A 15501-nucleotide genomic window follows, 5' to 3' on the forward strand; every position below is an offset into this window, starting at 1 on the left:
CGTCAGGGCAGCTGGGCCCCCACCGCCCGGAGGGCGGCGGGCACCGGCTGGAAGAAGGTCTCGCCGCCGGAGGAGCAGTCGCCGCTGCCGCCGGAGGTGAGGCCGAGCGCGGTGTCGCCGTCGAAGAGCGCGCCGCCGCTGTCGCCCGGCTCGGCGCAGACGGTCGTCCCGATCAGGCCGTCGACCTGCCCCTCCTGGTAGTTGACGGTGACGTCGAGGGCGGTGACCTCGCCGCCGTGGACCTGGGTGGTGCTTCCGCTGCGCTGTACTTGTTCGCCGACGGTCGCCTCGCCGGCCCGGGCGATGTCCTGCCGGCTGCCGTCGTAGAGGTCGACGGCGCTGGGGTGGTCGGTGCCGGTGGTGTACTTCACGAGGGCGTAGTCGTTGCCGGGGAAGGACGCCTTCTCGTTCGTGCCGATGCGGGAGCCGCCCTGCGAGGCGGACCAGGTGGAGGAGGCGTTGCCGCAGTGCCCGGCGGTCAGGAAGTAGGGCTTGCCGCCCTTGGTCACGTTGAACCCCAGCGAGCAGCGCACTCCGCTGCCCCAGATGGCGTCGCCGCCCGCGATGAGCGGCCTGATCTTCCCGGGCGTCCGCTTGATGACGGCTTTGCCGCCGAGGGCGGCGACGGTCTTCTCGACGGTGGCCAGCCGTTCGCCCCTGACGGTGCTGTCGACGGTCACGACGACCTTGTTGGTGCGCGGGTCGGTCGCCCAGGCGGTGCCGGGGACGGCGGCGCGGGCGGCGAGTTCCGCTCTGGCGGAGGCGAGCTCGGCCGCGGAGTGCTCGACGAGGGCCGGCTGGGCGCCGGCGGCCCGTACGGCGGTGGCGGCCGTGGCGTCGAGGACGTTGACGACGAGCTTCTTCGCGGCCGCGTCGTAGTACGCCCCGGCGCTGTCCACGCCGAGCGCGGTGATCTTCTGGGCGAGGGAGCCCGCTGCGGCGGCGGAGAGTCCGGCGGCGTGGGGGGTGGGGGCCGCCGTGGCGTTCTGCAGGGTGAGGGAGGCCGTGGTCAGGGCCACGGCGCCGGCGACGGCCAGGGTGGTGCGCCGCCGGGGTATGCGTGAGTGGTTCAACTCGTCGACCTCCTGTGAGGGGGGTGTGCCCGCCGCACGAGTCACGGCCGGGCCCGGAGGGTTGAGGTTCGGATCGGCAGGGGGCGCCATCGCCCCGACGGAGCGACCATCACGTCGCGTCCATGCCAAGAGTTGCCGATCCAGCGTCCGTCCGGACAAGGCGGCGCACAAGAAGACATCCGGTCGCACACAATCACTCAGAACGGTGCGCGAAATGACCTGCACCGACGTGTTTATGACGGAGCGTCAGAGCTCAACGGCATGAACACGCGTGACGTCCGGGCGTGGCCCGCCGGACGTGCGGCGCACGATGAGCGATCCCCCCTGTCCGGTATTCGCCGTTCCGCCACCCACGGCCCGGACGCGCCCCCCTCCTCGCTTGCAGAATTGTTCAACAATCCATACGCTGCCGGGTATTGCGCGTCTCTGTCACCACCCTCGCCTTCGCTTTCGCCTTCGAGAGGTGTTCATGGAAACGACCACGCACCAGCACGGGCCCCACTCCGCCGTCACCCCCGCCGAGGCACGGGCGGCCTTCCGGGCGGGCCGTGCGGAGCCCACCGCCGGCTGGGCCGACGGCCGTACCCAGGCCAACCTGATCGCCGTGCCCGCCGACTGGGCCTACGACGTCCTGCTGTTCGCCCAGCGCAACCCCCAGCCCTGCCCCGTCCTCGACGTCACCGAGCCGGGCGTGTCCACCACGCCGCTCGCCCCCGGCGCCGACCTCCGCACCGACCTCCCCCGCTACCGTGTGTGGCGCGAGGGCCGGCTCGTGGCGGAGCCCAAGGACGTCACCCGGCTGTGGCGCGACGACCTGGTGGCCTTCCTCATCGGCTGCAGCTTCACCTTCGAGGGGGCGCTGCGCGAGGCCGGCGTCCCACTGCGCCACGTCGAGCAGCGCCGCAACGTCTCCATGTACGTCACCGACCGCGCCTGCCGCCCGGCCTGCCGGCTGCACGGCCCGCTGGTCGTCTCCATGCGGCCCGTCCCCGCGGACTACGTCCACACGGCACGGAGGCTGACCTCGCGCATGCCCGCCGTCCACGGTGCACCCGTGCACGCCGGGGACCCGGGGGCGCTGGGCATCACCGACCTGGCCCGGCCCGACTTCGGCGACCCGGTGGCGCTGCACCCCGGTGACGTGCCGGTGTTCTGGGCCTGCGGCGTGACGCCGCAGGCCGCACTGATGGCGTCGGCCCCGCCCTTCGCCATCACCCACGCCCCGGGCCACATGTTCATCACCGACGCCCTGGACGCGGCGTACCGGCTGCTGTGACGGGCGCGGCGGACGGGGCCGTTCAGGAGCAGCTGCTACTGGAGCACGAACTGCCGGAGGAACAGCTTGAGCTGCTGGAACAGCTCGAACAACTGGAGGAGGACGAGGAGGAGCAGCCGGAGTTCGCGTCGCCCGGACCGCCGGTGTCCGCCGCGGCGCAGCCGACATCGCACGACGCGCCGACGACGGCCACGGCGGAGGACGTCGAGGAACCGGACGAGTACGAGGAACCGCTCCGGTGGCGGGTGGCGGTGCGGGTCGGGCGTCTGGTGCGGGACGCCTTCTCGAACTCCTTGCGCAGCGCCGTGTCGGTCAGGGCCGCGGGCCCCCGGACGGCGAGGACGCCGGCGGCTCCCGCGGGGTGGGCCGCGGGGTCGCGCTCGGCCCAGGGACGAAACGTCTCCAGGTCCCACGCGAGCTTCTCGCCCTGATCGGTGCGCGGGATCTTCGCCTTGCGGGGCCGGCACACCACCTGGACCACGATCCCGGCCGCGGCCACGGCCAGCGTGGCCAGCCCCGCCGCGCGCCGGGCGTCGGCCAGCAGCACGAGGGCGAAGGCCGCCCCGGTGACCAGGCCGGCCATCTGTACGCCGGCGACGCGGGGCCACAGGCGGCGCGCCGCGGGCGGGAGGAGCAGCCCCTGCTCGACCAGTGAGCCGTCGACGGTGGTCAGGGCCGGGTCCCGGCGGACCTCCCTGCGCAGGGCGCGCAGGGAATTGCCCGTCCAGGAGGCGCAGTGCCTGAGCAGCGCGCGCTCCACGGCGGTGCGGGCGACGGGCTCGACGACGGTCACCCTGCCCTGCTGCACGGTGATGCGCCCGTCGGCGTGCATCGCGGTGATGACGGTGTCGACGACGCGTCCGGCGCCGCCGCGCAGGTACGCCACCCGGAGCAGGTCGGAGGGGGTGTCGCCCACGGGGAGCGCCGGCCGGCCGCGCGCCTGGAGCCGCAGGCGGACCAGCCAGGCGGACGGGACGAGGACGCACAGCGGCGCCGCTATGAGGAAGAAGATCATCGGGATGCCTTTCGGTCGGCACGCTGGCGCGCCGGGCGTCCGGGGCGCAGGGTCGCGGCGAGGCGGCGGAAGGGGCCCTCGGCGGGTGCGTCACGGCCGGTGCGTTCCGCCACCCAGTCCGCCAGCTGCTGCCGGTGGTGGGGCGCGGCATCCGTGTGGAGCAGGTTGCGGGCGAAGTCGAGGGCGTCCCGCTGGTAGCCCTCGGTCATGGGGCGGCCCCGGGCGTAGCCCAGGAAGAGGCGCCGGAAGTCGGACCCGAGGATGTCGCCCAGGTCGGGCGCCACCTTGGCGACGATGCCGGCGCGCTTGGCGAGCAGGGCGCGGCGCTGCACCTCCAGCCGCTCCCGGTCGAAGCCGTCCGGGGGTGGGCCGTCCGCGACGAGGGTGGCGAGGAGGGCGAGCTGCGCCTGTGCGAGGCGCCTGCGGGCCTCGTCGGTGGTGCCGTCGGGGGCGGGGCGCGCGACGGGGAGGGAAGCGGTGTCGTCAGCCACGGCTGCGGGCCCCCGCCCCTACCACGGCGCGGACGGCGTCGAGCTCGGCCGCCAGTCCGTCCGCCGTCGGGAAGTGGTCGTCGCGTTCGAGGAGGACGCCCGGTGGGTCGACGCGGTCGCACAGGGCGGCGAGGACGTCCAGGACGGGCCGGGTCACCGGGTGGGCGTGGCTGTCGTGCCACAGGCCGTCCCGTTCGAAACCGCCCGCGACGTGGACGTAGGCGATGGCCTCGACGGGCAGTTCGGCCAGGGCCTCGGCCGGGTCCTCGCCGCGGTTGACGTGGTTGGTGTGCAGGTTGGCGACGTCCACGAGGAGCCGCACGCCGGTTCGTTCGACCAGTTCGGCGAGGAACTGCCCTTCGGTGAGCTCGTCGCCGGGCCAGGTGAGGAACGCCGCGACGTTCTCCAGGGCGAGCGGGACGGGCAGGGCCGCCTGGGCCATGCGGACGTTCTCGCAGAGGACGTCGAGGCTGTCGCGGGTCCGGGGCACCGGCAGCAGGTGCCCGGCCTCCGTCCGGGGGGAGCGGGTCAGTGCTCCCCCGGCCCGGACGAAGGCGATGTGCTCGGTGACGAGCGGGGCCTGAAGGGCGTCGGCCAGGTCGGCGAGGGCCATCAGGCGGTGCAGGTCGGGCCGGTCGGCGCCCCCGAGGCCGAGCGAGACCCCGTGCGGGACGACGGTCGTGCCGCGTGCGCGCAGGCGCTGCAGTGCGTCGGGAAGGTGGCCGGGGCAGAGGTTCTCCGCCACGACCTCGACCCAGTCGACGCCGGGCAGCCGCGCTATGTCGTCGGCGATCTCCGGTCGCCAGCCGATGCCCGTGCCCAAGGAAAGGCTCATGATCACACCCCCGTGTGTCCCCCACTGCGCCGGAGTCGGCGCGTATACGAAGGTCATTCCCCCCGCACACCTTATAAACCATTGATCGGTAAGGCTGTGCGGGGCGGGAGTGATCCGGCGCGCGGGCCGGGCGTCAGACGGCGGGCGAGGTCGCGCCCTCCAGCAGGTCCGCGTGGTGGCGGCGGGCGACGCCGGGGTGGGCGCGGAGCCAGCCCTTGATCTCGTTGCGGCCGTACTCGGCGAAGAGCGGGTTGGCCGCGTCCTGCGTGATGCCCGGGGCCTTGTCGGCGTGCGGGAAGGGCAGGGGCTCGATGCGGGCGTCCAGGCGCGGGTTGTAGAAGAACGGGACGGAGTAGCGCTCGCGGTTTCCGGGCGGGCTGACCACCCGGTGGTTGGTGGCCTTGAGGTAGCCGTTGGTGGCGACTTCGAGCAGCTCGCCGAGGTTGATCACGAACGCGCCCGGCAGCGGCGGCACGTCGATGAACTCACCGTCGCTCTCGACCTGCAGGCCCCCGACCGTGTCCTGCAACAGCAGGGTCAGGAAGCCGTAGTCCTTGTGGGCGCCCACGCCCTGGGCGGCCCCGTCGGGGGCGCTGCCGGGGTAGCGGACGAGCTTGAGGTGCAGGTGGGGACGGTCGGCGAACGCCTTGTCGTAGAAGTCCTCGGGGGCGCCGATCGCGGCGAGCAGCTCGTGGAGCAGCCGCTCGGCCACCGAGCTCAGCCGGTCGACCCAGTGCAGGGCGGCGGTGCGCAGCTCCGGGAGGGCGGCGGGCCACTGGTTGGGGCCCTCCAGCCACCAGTAGCCGGGCTCGTCCGGGCCGGGCACGCGGGCGGCGCGCTCGGCGCCGATGTCGAGCTGGTCGCGCCAGTCCTGGCTGCCGCCGGTGCGCTCGTCGCCGATGCGCGTGTAGCCGCGGAAGTGGGGGGAGTTGAGGTTGCTGATCGCCAGCCGGTCCGCCTCGGGAAGGGCGAAGAAGGCGCGCATCGTGCGCATCAGCTCATCGGTCTCGGCGGGGGTGATGCCGTGGCCGGTCAGGTGGAAGAAACCGACGTCGCGGGCGGCGGAGTGCAGCGTCTCGTGGAGGCGGGCGCGCGCCTCGGGGCCGGCGGAGGCGGCGGAGAGATCGATGACGGGAAGCTCGTTGATCATGAGATGTCCACAGCGTGAGGGGCCCGGTAATCGCCCGGCGGTGGCCGGACGGCCCACGGGTGCGCCGCAGGGTATGCGGGCAGAGCGGGGCCGGGCAGCGGCTAGGGAGGAGAAGCGGAAAAGCTCGAAGAAGACGGACGCGGCCGCGGTCCCGGGGACCGGCGGGGCACAGGCGTCGAGGTCAGCCAAAGCTGCGACAGGACATGCTCGTGACGCGGACGAAGTCCACGTGGCGGCGTTTGACGAGCATGTTCACACCCCAGAGGGTATACGCCCCGGCGACGATCCCACCGCCCCGACGGCAGTGGCACGCGTCACACGCCGTTCACATTCGGCGCTTGTCGACCACCAGCGTCCGCTCGTAGTGCTTCATCTCCTCGACGTCACCGGCGTAGGGCCGGATCTCGGCGAGGAAGGGCGGGAAGTGCGGGCCGTGGCGGAAGCCCTGCTCGTGGTCGTGGACCGAGGACCACTCGATGCGCAGCACGTAGCGCTCGGGCTCCTCGACGCCGCGCGACAGCTCGTAGGCCAGGCACTGGGGAGCGGCGTACAGGTGGCTGGCCGCCGCCGCGTACGCCTTCTCGAAGGCGGTGCGGCGGTCGGGTTCGGCGATGCGGTAGCGGATGTATTCAACGGTCACGCAGCCACTCCATCCATCGATCCCGTCGATTCACCGGACACTCAAAAGCCCGCCCGGACGCAACGTGTGGGGGCGCTGTCCGAGCGGGCCGACGGCTGAGAAACCCGCCGTGCGGCGCACGCTACCAGCCGGGGCGGCGCGGGCGGCGAAGCCATCGGTCAATTGGGCGCGCCACCTTCGGAAGACGCCCATGAATACGGAGTTGGCCACTGCTGTTCTCAAATGACCCACTGGCGCGAATGAGTGAAAGTCCGGAACTTCTTGAATAAACGGCAGTTACTCAGTTCGCTTCCCGGTGGGAATCATCGACCGATCGAAAGGGCATAGACGTGCTCAACAAGGTACTCGCCACGGTCGCCGTTACGGCTTCCGCGGTCGGCGCCATGGCCTCCCCCGCCATGGCCATCGGCAACGACCAGGATGTCGCGAACGCCAACGGTGCGAAGACCGGCTACGGCAACACCAAGACCGGGGGCGTGGAGAGCCCGCAGATGAGCCTCATCCAGGGCACGCTCAACAAGCCGTGCATCGGCATCGGCAAGCTCGGCATCCAGTCCGTCCTCGCGCTGATCAACATCGGCGTCCAGGACGTCCCGATCCTCACGTCGCAGCAGCAGCAGCAGTGCACCGACAACTCCGTGATCAACGACGGCGACGACCCGCTGTCGCACCTGCTCGACGAGATCCCGATCATTTCGGGCAACGGCTCGGGCAACAGCTCGGCCCACGAGGAGCACACGGAGTACTCGGAGCACTCCGAGGGCCATCACGGGGACGACCACCACGGTCACTGACGTTCGCCGTGATTCCACGGAATCCCTCTGCTCCGGGTGTACGGGCCCCGGGGCGGGGGGATTCTTGTATCTCCGGGCGGCGACACGAACGAACTGCCCACCGTGATCCGGATAATCAGCTTGCCCGGCAATTCATTGCGGCGGGCCGCGGGCCCGCCCCCGATCATGGGAGGCCACGCACTCGTGCTCGTACCGACCGCTCCGGCCCTGGCCGTCAACGTCTTGGACGCCTCGTCGCTGCTCGCGGCCTTCGGTGCGCTCGGCATCGCCGTCGTGCTGTTCGCCGAGACCGGCCTGCTCGTCGGCTTCTTCCTGCCCGGCGATTCCCTGCTGTTCACGGCCGGCCTGTTCAGCAGGGCGGGCGCGCACACGGGCCCGCACCTCGACCTCGCCCAGGTGCTGGCCGCCTCCGCGGTGGGCGCACTGGCCGGCGCGCAGTGCGGCTACGTCCTCGGGCGGCGCGGCGGCCGGGCCCTGCTGGCGCGTTCGCGCAACAAGCGGCTGCACGAAGGCGCCGCGCGGGCCGAGGAGTTGCTCGACCGGTACGGGCACGCGCGCGCCATCGTGCTCGCCCGCTTCGTACCGGTGGTCCGCACCGTGCTCAATCCCCTCGCCGGTGCGCTGGGCGTCGCGCCGCGCACCTTCGCCGTGTGGCAGGTGGCCGGCGGCCTGGTGTGGACGCTGGGGCTGGTCCTGGCCGGCTACGCCCTGGGGTCCGCCGTGCCGAACGTCGACCGCTACCTGCTGCCGATCGTGGGGCTCGTCGTCGCCCTGTCGTTGCTGCCGCTCGCCCTGGAGCTGCTGCGCGGGCGGCGCCGGGCCGCGGCGGAGGCCGGGGCGACCGCCGGCACGGACGGAGGGCCGCGATGAACGGCATACCCCTGGTGCACGTCCCCGGCTTCTCCCGCCCCGCCGGACTCCCCGGCCTTCCCGGGCTCTCCGGGCTTCCCGCCTTCGACGGGTCCGGCATCGACGGCGGCCTCTACACGGACATCACGCGCGACGCGCAGCACGCCCCCTGGCTGCTGAACGATACGGTCTCCACGTGGTCGGCCTTCGGCCTGGGGCTGTTCGCCGTGCTGATGCTCGCCGCCTGGTGGCAGGCGCGGCGCTCGGACTCCCCGATGATGGCCCGCGCGCTGGCCACGCCCCTGGTCGTGGCGGTCGTGTACGGAGTGGACATGATGCTGAAGGCGCTGGTGCGCGAGGAGCGGCCCTGCCGCTCGATACCGGGCAGTTTCACCCTGGAGTCGTGCCCGGTGCACGGCGACTGGTCCTTTCCCAGCAACCACGCGGTGATCGCCTTCGCGGCGGCCACCGCCCTGTGGCTCGTCGAGCGGCGGCTGGGCGCCGTGGCCGTGCTGGCCGCGGTGGCCATGGCCGCCTCGCGGGTGTGGATCGGCGTGCACTACCCCCATGACGTCGCGGGCGGCGCGCTGCTGGGCATCGCGCTGGCGCTGCCGCTGACCGTGTTCGCGACCCGGGGCACGCCCTGGGTCGAGCGGGCCCGCAAGGGCCGGCTCCGGCCGCTGCTGCTGACCCCCGCGTGAGCGGCCCCCGGCCCTCCCGGCGGGCCTGGATGATCGCCGCCCCGGCGGCGCTGGCGCTCGCGGTGCTCACGGCCCTGGTCGTGGCCGCCCGCGGCGTGCCCTTCGCGATGGACGCGGCGGTGCACGACGCGGCGCTGGAGCACCGCACCGCCGGCACGCTGGACGCCGCGAAGCTCCTGACGGACACGGGCACGGGCGTCGTGCCGTACACCGTGGCGGCGGTGGCGGGCTGGATCGCCTGCCGCCGGGCGCAGGCCGTCGTGGCCTCGGTGGCGGTGCTGGCGCTGGGCCAGCTGGTCCGGGTGACCCTGCGCTACGCCGTCGGCCGCCCCCGGCCGCCGCTCGCCGACCGGGTCACCGATTCCTCGGGGCCCGCCTTCCCCTCCGGGCACGCCACCACCAGCGCGTTGGCGGCCGGGCTGCTCGCCTGGGCCCTGCTGCGCGTGGCGCCGCCCCTCGCGGGGCGGCTGGCCGCCGCCTGCTGCGCCCTGTGGGCGGCCGGAGTGGCGGCCACCCGCATCGTCCTGGGCGTGCACTGGCCCACGGACATCGTCGGGGGCTGGCTTCTGGCGACGTGCTGGCTGGTGCTGACGCTGCCCGTGCTCGGCGCCTTCACCGACCGGCCGGCGGGCAGACCCCCCGACCGGGTGACGGGCCGCGGGGCAGGGCGCGGCACCGGCGCAGGGCAGCGCAAAGGCCCGGCGGAACGGAGCGACGCGCACTCCGCGGCCGACGGTCCGTGAGCCGCCCGGCGGGCCGGGCCGCCGGGCAACTCCGGCCGGACAGAGGGGTGGTACCCGAGGAGGGTGCCACCCCTCTCGCGTACCCGCTCTCACCCACCACCCCCAATCGGGGATTGTTCCCCACTTCTGCTACCGTTCCCGGCAGGTCAAGTGGGGAACAATCCCCAGTTGAGTCCCTGCGGCCGATGCCGCACGGAGAAGGGATCGCCCATGTCCACCGCACCCGCCCTCGAAGACCTGACTCCCCCCGGCGCGGACTTCGCCACCGACCCGCACTCCCTTTACGCACACCTGCGCGAGCAGGGACCCGTCCACCGGATCCGCACCCCCGACGACCGTGACGCCTGGCTGATCGTGGGCCACGCGGAGGCCCGGGCGGCCCTGACCGACCCGCGGCTGAGCAACGACCTCCGCAACTCCGCCGGCTGGGACGGCGACGGCGGCTACGCGATCGGGCTCAACATGCTGCAGACCGACCCGCCGGACCACACCCGGCTGCGCCGGCTGGTCGCCAAGGAGTTCAGCCCCCAGCGCATCGCCTCGATGCGCCCCCGCATCGAGCGCATCGCCGACGAACTGCTCGACGCCCTGCTGCCCGCTGGCCGCGCCGACCTCGTCGAGGACTACGCGCTGCCCCTCCCCCTGACCGTCATCTGCGAGCTGCTCGGCGTTCCCGCCGCCGACCGGGCCGCCTTCCGCGACTGGTCGGACGAGATGGTCCAGCCCTCCAGCCCCGAGGCCGCGGCAGCGGCGGCCGAGGCCATGACCGGCTACCTCGGCGCGCTCGTCGAGGCCAAGCGCAACGCCCCCGAGGAGGACCTCCTCAGTGCCCTCGCCCGCAGCGGCGACGACGACGTGCTCTCCCCCGCCGAACTGCTGGGCATGGCCTTCGTCCTGCTCGTCGCCGGGCACGAGACGACCGTCAACCTGATCTCCAGCGGTGCCCACGCCCTGCTGCGCCATCCCGACCAGCTCGCCGCGCTGCGGGCCGACTGGTCCCTGCTCGACGGCGCGGTCGAGGAAGTGCTGCGCTACGACTGCCCGGTCGAGCGGGCCGCCTACCGCTACACCACCGCGCCCGTGGACTTCGGCGGCACGACCGTGCCCGCCCGGGAAGCGGTGATCGTCGTCCTCGCCGCGGCGGCCCGCGACCCGCGGCAGTTCGCCGATCCCGACACCTTCGACATCCGCCGTGACGCGCGCGGCCACCTCGCCTTCGGGCACGGCGTCCACCACTGCATCGGGGCCCCGCTCGCCCGGATGGAGGCGTCCATCGCCCTCAAGGCACTCCTGCAGCGCTGCCCCGACCTGGCGTTCGACTGCGATCCCGGGCGTCTGACCTGGCGGCCGAGCCTCGCGCTGCGCGGTCTGCTCGCCCTGCCGGTGAGGTACACGGCAACGGGCGTCTGATGGGCTACGTTGCGGAGGTATGACGGTATCCCGACGGGTTCTGCTGGCCACCGGCGCCGCCGGTGCACTGTGGCCGGGCGGTCCGGCGGCGGCCGCCGTACCGCGGCGGGCCCCCGCCGCCCGCGTGCGCACGGGCTTCGAGCGGCTCGCCGCAGACGGCTACCGGCTGCTGGACGGGCAGCGGGTGGGCGTCATCACCAACCAGAGCGGCATCACCGCCGACGCGCGGGGCGTCGTCGACGTCCTGCACGCCGACCGCCGCGTACGGGTGACCGCCGTCTTCGGCGCGGAGCACGGCTACCGCGGCACGCCCCAGGCCGGGCTGTCCGAGGGCGACTCCACGGATCCCTCGACCGGGCTGCCCGTCCTCGACACGTACCGCAAGAGCGGGAAGGCCCTCGCCGAGGTGTTCGACCGGGCCGGCGTGGACACGCTCGTCTACGACAGCCAGGACGCCGGAGCCCGCTTCTACACCTGCATCTGGACGCTCTACGACTGCATGGTGGCGGCCGCCGTGACCGGCAAGCGCTTCGTTGTCCTCGACCGTCCGAACCCGGCCTCCGGACGGGACGCCCACGGGCCGGTGCTCGACCCCGCGTACGCCACGTTCATCGGCCGGGCCCCCATCGCCCAGGCGCACGGCATGACCGTCGCCGAGCTGGCCCTGCTCTACAACGGGGAGTTCCTGCGGGCCGCCGCCGGCCGGACGGTGGACCTGAGCGTGGTGGAGATGACCGGCTGGCGGCGCGCCGACTTCTTCGACGCCACGGGCCTGCCGTGGGTGCCGCCCAGCCCCAACATGGCCACGCCCGACACCGCGCTGGTCTACTCCGGCACGGGCCTGTTCGAGGGCACGACCATGTCGGAGGGGCGCGGCACGGTGCGGCCGTTCGAGATGCTCGGCGCCGTGGGCCTCGACGGCCGCTGGGCGAGGGCGGCGGAGGCCGTCGGGCTGCCGGGGGTGCACTTCCGCGAGGCGTACTACGCACCGACCTTCGGGGCGTTCCAGGGGAAGACGGTGGGCGGCCTGCAGATCCACGTCCACGACCGCGCGGCCTACGACCCGGTGCGTACGGCCGTGGCGCTGCTGGTGACCGCGAAGCGGACGTGGCGCGGGTTCGCGTGGCGCCCGGACCGTTTCATCGACAAGCTCTCCGGGTCGCCCCGGCTGCGCACCATGATCGACGAGGGGGCGGACACGGACGCCGTGACCGGCGCCTGGCAGAAGGAGCTGGCGGCGTTCCGGGCCGTCCGGAAGAAGTACCTGCGCTACCGCTGACCGGCGCTCAGCAGTCGAGCGGGTAGGGGACCTGGTCGCCCACCGGTCCGTTGTTGCGGCAGACGCCGTAGCCCTGGCTCTGCAGGTCGCTGATGATGCCGGGCAGCGCCTCGGGGAAGTTGCTGAAGAGGTGGCCGAGGATCACGCCGTTGTGCTTCTCCTCCTGGGTGGCGTTCCGCACGCTGGCCCGGATGTCCTCGACGCTGCGCGGCTGGCCGTCGACCTTCTCCCAGTCGTGGGTGTCGACGGTCCAGTTGCAGACGCGGTAGCCCAGCTCGGCGGCGGCCTCGCGCTCGCGTTCGTCGGCGGCGCCGTAGGGCGGGCGCAGCATGTTGCCGCCCACCCCCAGCCGGATCTCGTCCGTGAGGACGTCGTCGTCGAGGGCGGTGAGCTTACGGTGGGTGTAGGAGTGGTTGCCCACCCAGTGGCCCTGCTGCCGCAGGGTCGCGGTGATCTGGGGGTACTGCGCGGCGAACTTGCCGATGAGGAAGAACGCCGCCCGCACGCCCTGCGCCTGGAGCTGGGCGCCGATGCGCACGGACCGCTGGGGGTCGTTGTACGGCCAGTCGTCCAGCGTGAGCAGGACCCGCCCGGAGGTGTTGCCGCAGCGCTCGCGGTCGTACACGCCCTCGGCCTCCGGCGTCCGGGGGCGGGGGGCCGCGCCGGCGCCGTCGCCGTCGCGCGGCATTCCGTCGGTGCCGCCGCCTCCGCCGCTGCCGGCCTTGCCCGCCGGGGTCTCGACCCGTTTGGCGGCGGCCTGGCCGGGGCAGCTCGGGTTGACCGCATTGCCCAGGGGGCCGCATTCCGTCGTGTCGTCGTTCACCGCGTTCGCCATGAACGCCGAGCACGCCATCAGCACCGAGACGGTCAGAACGGTCTTCAGCGGAGCCCGTCGGCGGCGCCGGTGGCGCCCGCGGCCACGCCGGAAGACGTCACGGTTTCCGGACATCCACGACTCCTCACGGGTGACGGACCGTGAGCAGTGCACGGCCCGTCACCTCAGCCCGGCGGAGACGCCGGTTCGATGATCTTGACACCCACCCTCGGGGCATGTGACGGCTCCCGCAACCGCGCGGCACGCCGTGATTCGCCCGCCCGGGTGGCGCGGGAGGGGGCGCGAACACCCCCTCCGCCGCGTCAGTTCCGGGCTGCGGGGAGGTAGGCCAGTCCGTGGGCCCCCGCTTCCCCCGCCCGGTCGACGGTGAGGGTGGTGAGCACCTCCAGGCGTTCCAGGTCGACCACGGTCACCGTGCTGGACAGGACGTTCGACACGTAACCCACACTGCCGTCAGGCGAAGAGGTGATCGTCAGCGGGAAGTGCCCGACCTCGACCTGCCCCACCACGTCGAAGGTGTCCGGGGCGAAGACGGTCAGTACCCCGTCGGTCTGGGCGCCGAGCGCGCTGCCGGCGCCCTGTGCCATGCGCAGCTCCCCCGCCAGTACGGCGCCGGTCGCCGTCGTGTGCACGGGGAAGACCACGCCCTCGGTGAACAGGGTCCGCACGATCTCGCCGGTGGCCACGTCGATCACCCGCAGTCCGGGCGGGGCGGCGGGGCGGGGCCCGAAGTCGCCCTTGGGGGCGGCGACGTAGACGTAGCGGCCGTCGGGCGAGACGTCGAGCCCCTCGCTGCCGGGCACCTCGATCATGCCGGCGAGCTCGTCGCGTTCCAGGTCGAGGACGGTCACGAACGGCGCCTCCTTGTTGGTGGAGTAGCCCCGGCGCCCGTCGGGGGTGATCTCGAACCAGTGCGGGCCGTCCGCCATCACCGGGATCCTGCCGATCCGCTCGCGGGTCCTCGCGTCGTAGATGATCACCCCGCCGGGGGTGTCGCCGTTGGCCTCGACGCTGACGTACAGCCGGGCGCGGGCGCGGTCCAGGGTGATGCCGTGGGGCGCGTGGTCGGGCGCGGTGTCGAGCGTGTCCACGATCGTGAGGGTGTCGGCGTCGATGACGGTGATCTGCCGGGCGCGGCCCTGGTGTGCGTGGTAGTAGCCGGAGACGTAGGTGCTGACGCAGTACAGCAGGCGGTGGTCGGGGTCGAAGCACAGCTCGTGGGGCTCGGCGGGCACGTCGAGGACGTGCAGCCGCTCGTACGTGGCGGCGTCGAAGAAGGTGACGGACGGGCCGCTCTGGCTGACGACGGCCAGGACGTCGCGGTCCGGGGAGGGCGTGTAAGGGGCGGGTGCGTCAAAGGTGTTCATGCCGTTCATCCTTGACGGAGACGGCCGTTGACTCCAGTGCAATGTCGTCAACCGAGCTGTGCACCAGATGCAATGATGGGGGGTCAGTTCCCCTGCTCGTCGGGGAAGATGCGGGTGACGATCCTGCCGTCGGCCGTCACGTAGCCGTGCAGCATGCCTTCGCTGCTGTGCGGGGCGGCGTAGGTGCCCCGGGAGTCCAGCGCGATGACCCCGCCCGTGCCGCCGAGCTCCGGCAGCCGCCGGACCACGACCTCGTGGGCGGCCGCGGCGACGTCCATGCCGCCGAATTCCACGAGGTGGGAGAGCGTGGCGGCCGCCGCGCCGCGGAGGAACACCTCGCCCTGGCCGGTGGCGCTCGCGGCGACGTTGCCGTCCTTGGCGTAGGTGCCGGCGCCCACGACGGGCGAGTCGCCGACGCGGCCGGCCATCTTGTTCGTCATGCCGCCGGTCGAGGTGGCCGCGGCCAGGCCGCGGCGGCGGTCGAGGGCGACCGCCCCGACCGTTCCGGTCGTGCTCGCGGCGGGGGTGCCCGCGGCGGTGCGCGTCTGTTTGGCCTTCATGAGCTCGTCCCAGCGCTTCTGTGTCCAGAAGTAGTCCTGGGTGACGGGCGTCAGGCCGTTGCGGGCGGCGAAGGCGTCGGCGGCCTCGCCGGCGAGCAGGACGTGCCGGGTGCGTTCCATCACGAGGCGGGCGGCCGAGACGGGGTTGCGCACGTGGCGCACTCCGGCGACCGCACCGGCCGCCAGGTCGGAGCCGCGCATGACGGACGCGTCGAGCTCGTGGCCGGCGTCCTCGGTGAAGACGGCGCCCTTGCCCGCGTTGAACAGGGCGTTGTCCTCCAGCACCCGCACGGCCGCCTCGACGGCGGCCACGCTGTCGCCGCCCCGGCGCAGCACCCGGTGCCCGGCGCGCAGCGCCTCGGCGAGCCCGTCGCGGTAGGCCCTCTCGGTGCGGGCGTCGGTGGTCTCGCGGCGCAGTGCGGTGCCCGCGCCGCCGTGCACGGCGAGGACGACGTCCCGGGCCTCGGGCCGGGGCGCGCCGCC

Annotated in this window: 13 protein-coding genes and 2 pseudogenes; 7 read left to right on the top strand and 8 right to left on the bottom strand. The window is 73.3% G+C overall.

Annotation, left to right across the window (positions count from 1 at the left end; genetic code table 11):
• Positions 1–2: 2 nt before the first annotated feature.
• Complete coding sequence (locus tag LE181_RS20520) at positions 3–1073, bottom strand: S1 family peptidase (RefSeq protein ID WP_225662779.1); 1071 nt, start codon at positions 1071–1073, stop codon at positions 3–5.
• Positions 1074–1542: 469 nt separating this feature from the next.
• On the opposite strand from LE181_RS20520, the gene LE181_RS20525 reads away from it, so the two are divergent.
• Positions 1543–2349, top strand: a complete 807-nt coding sequence (locus tag LE181_RS20525; RefSeq protein WP_225662780.1) for a putative hydro-lyase — start codon at positions 1543–1545, stop codon at positions 2347–2349.
• A 22-nt stretch (positions 2350–2371) separates the two neighbouring features.
• Here the strand turns inward: LE181_RS20525 and LE181_RS20530 are convergent, their stop codons facing one another.
• The 4 genes and pseudogenes from LE181_RS20530 to LE181_RS20545 all read right to left on the bottom strand — a co-directional run bounded on the left by LE181_RS20530 (position 2372) and on the right by LE181_RS20545 (position 6480).
• Positions 2372–3364: a TIGR04222 domain-containing membrane protein gene (locus LE181_RS20530; RefSeq protein WP_225662781.1), complete on the bottom strand. Its 993-nt coding sequence runs from the start codon at positions 3362–3364 to the stop codon at positions 2372–2374.
• A pseudogene (locus tag LE181_RS20535) lies at positions 3361–4690 on the bottom strand (MbnB/TglH/ChrH family RiPP precursor modification enzyme). Before LE181_RS20535 ends, LE181_RS20530 begins: the two are co-directional and overlap by 4 nt.
• Positions 4691–4823: 133 nt before the next feature.
• Complete coding sequence (locus LE181_RS20540; RefSeq protein ID WP_225662782.1) at positions 4824–5840, bottom strand: isopenicillin N synthase family dioxygenase; 1017 nt, start codon at positions 5838–5840, stop codon at positions 4824–4826.
• 325 nt (positions 5841–6165) lie between these two features.
• Positions 6166–6480 carry a putative quinol monooxygenase gene (locus LE181_RS20545; RefSeq protein WP_225662783.1) on the bottom strand — a complete coding sequence of 105 codons (315 nt, stop codon included), beginning with the start codon at positions 6478–6480 and terminating at the stop codon, positions 6166–6168.
• 329 nt (positions 6481–6809) lie between these two features.
• Between LE181_RS20545 and LE181_RS20550 the strand changes: the two are divergent.
• The 6 genes and pseudogenes from LE181_RS20550 to LE181_RS20575 form a co-directional block, all read left to right on the top strand.
• Positions 6810–7199, top strand: a pseudogene (locus LE181_RS20550) (rodlin); the annotation flags it as partial.
• A gap of 258 nt (positions 7200–7457) precedes the next feature.
• Positions 7458–8144: a DedA family protein gene (locus tag LE181_RS20555; RefSeq protein WP_225662784.1), complete on the top strand. Its 687-nt coding sequence runs from the start codon at positions 7458–7460 to the stop codon at positions 8142–8144.
• Positions 8141–8824, top strand: coding sequence for a phosphatase PAP2 family protein (locus tag LE181_RS20560; RefSeq protein WP_225662785.1), 684 nt, complete (start codon positions 8141–8143; stop codon positions 8822–8824). The genes LE181_RS20555 and LE181_RS20560 overlap by 4 nt, the downstream gene beginning before the upstream one ends.
• The gene (locus tag LE181_RS20565; RefSeq protein WP_225662786.1) at positions 8821–9567 is read left to right on the top strand and encodes a phosphatase PAP2 family protein; all 747 of its coding nucleotides are present in this window, start codon (positions 8821–8823) and stop codon (positions 9565–9567) included. Before LE181_RS20560 ends, LE181_RS20565 begins: the two co-directional genes overlap by 4 nt.
• 210 nt (positions 9568–9777) lie before the next feature.
• Positions 9778–10977, top strand: a complete 1200-nt coding sequence (locus LE181_RS20570; protein WP_225662787.1) for a cytochrome P450 family protein — start codon at positions 9778–9780, stop codon at positions 10975–10977.
• Between the two features lie 19 nt (positions 10978–10996).
• Positions 10997–12256, top strand: a complete 1260-nt coding sequence (locus LE181_RS20575; RefSeq protein ID WP_225662788.1) for an exo-beta-N-acetylmuramidase NamZ family protein — start codon at positions 10997–10999, stop codon at positions 12254–12256.
• Positions 12257–12263: 7 nt separating this feature from the next.
• Here LE181_RS20575 and LE181_RS20580 read toward each other — a convergent pair whose 3' ends face one another.
• The 3 genes from LE181_RS20580 to LE181_RS20590 all read right to left on the bottom strand — a co-directional run.
• Positions 12264–13205 (bottom strand): polysaccharide deacetylase family protein, encoded by a 942-nt coding sequence (locus tag LE181_RS20580; protein ID WP_225662789.1) that lies wholly within the window; start codon positions 13203–13205, stop codon positions 12264–12266.
• Between the two features lie 188 nt (positions 13206–13393).
• Positions 13394–14458 carry a YncE family protein gene (locus LE181_RS20585; protein WP_225662790.1) on the bottom strand — a complete coding sequence of 355 codons (1065 nt, stop codon included), beginning with the start codon at positions 14456–14458 and terminating at the stop codon, positions 13394–13396.
• Between the two features lie 83 nt (positions 14459–14541).
• Positions 14542–15501, bottom strand: a 960-nt coding sequence (locus LE181_RS20590; protein ID WP_225662791.1) for an isoaspartyl peptidase/L-asparaginase family protein, incomplete at its 5' end; no start/stop codon positions are given.

Source organism: Streptomyces sichuanensis, from assembly GCF_020328095.1.
Lineage (GTDB): Bacteria > Actinomycetota > Actinomycetes > Streptomycetales > Streptomycetaceae > Streptomyces > Streptomyces cinnamoneus.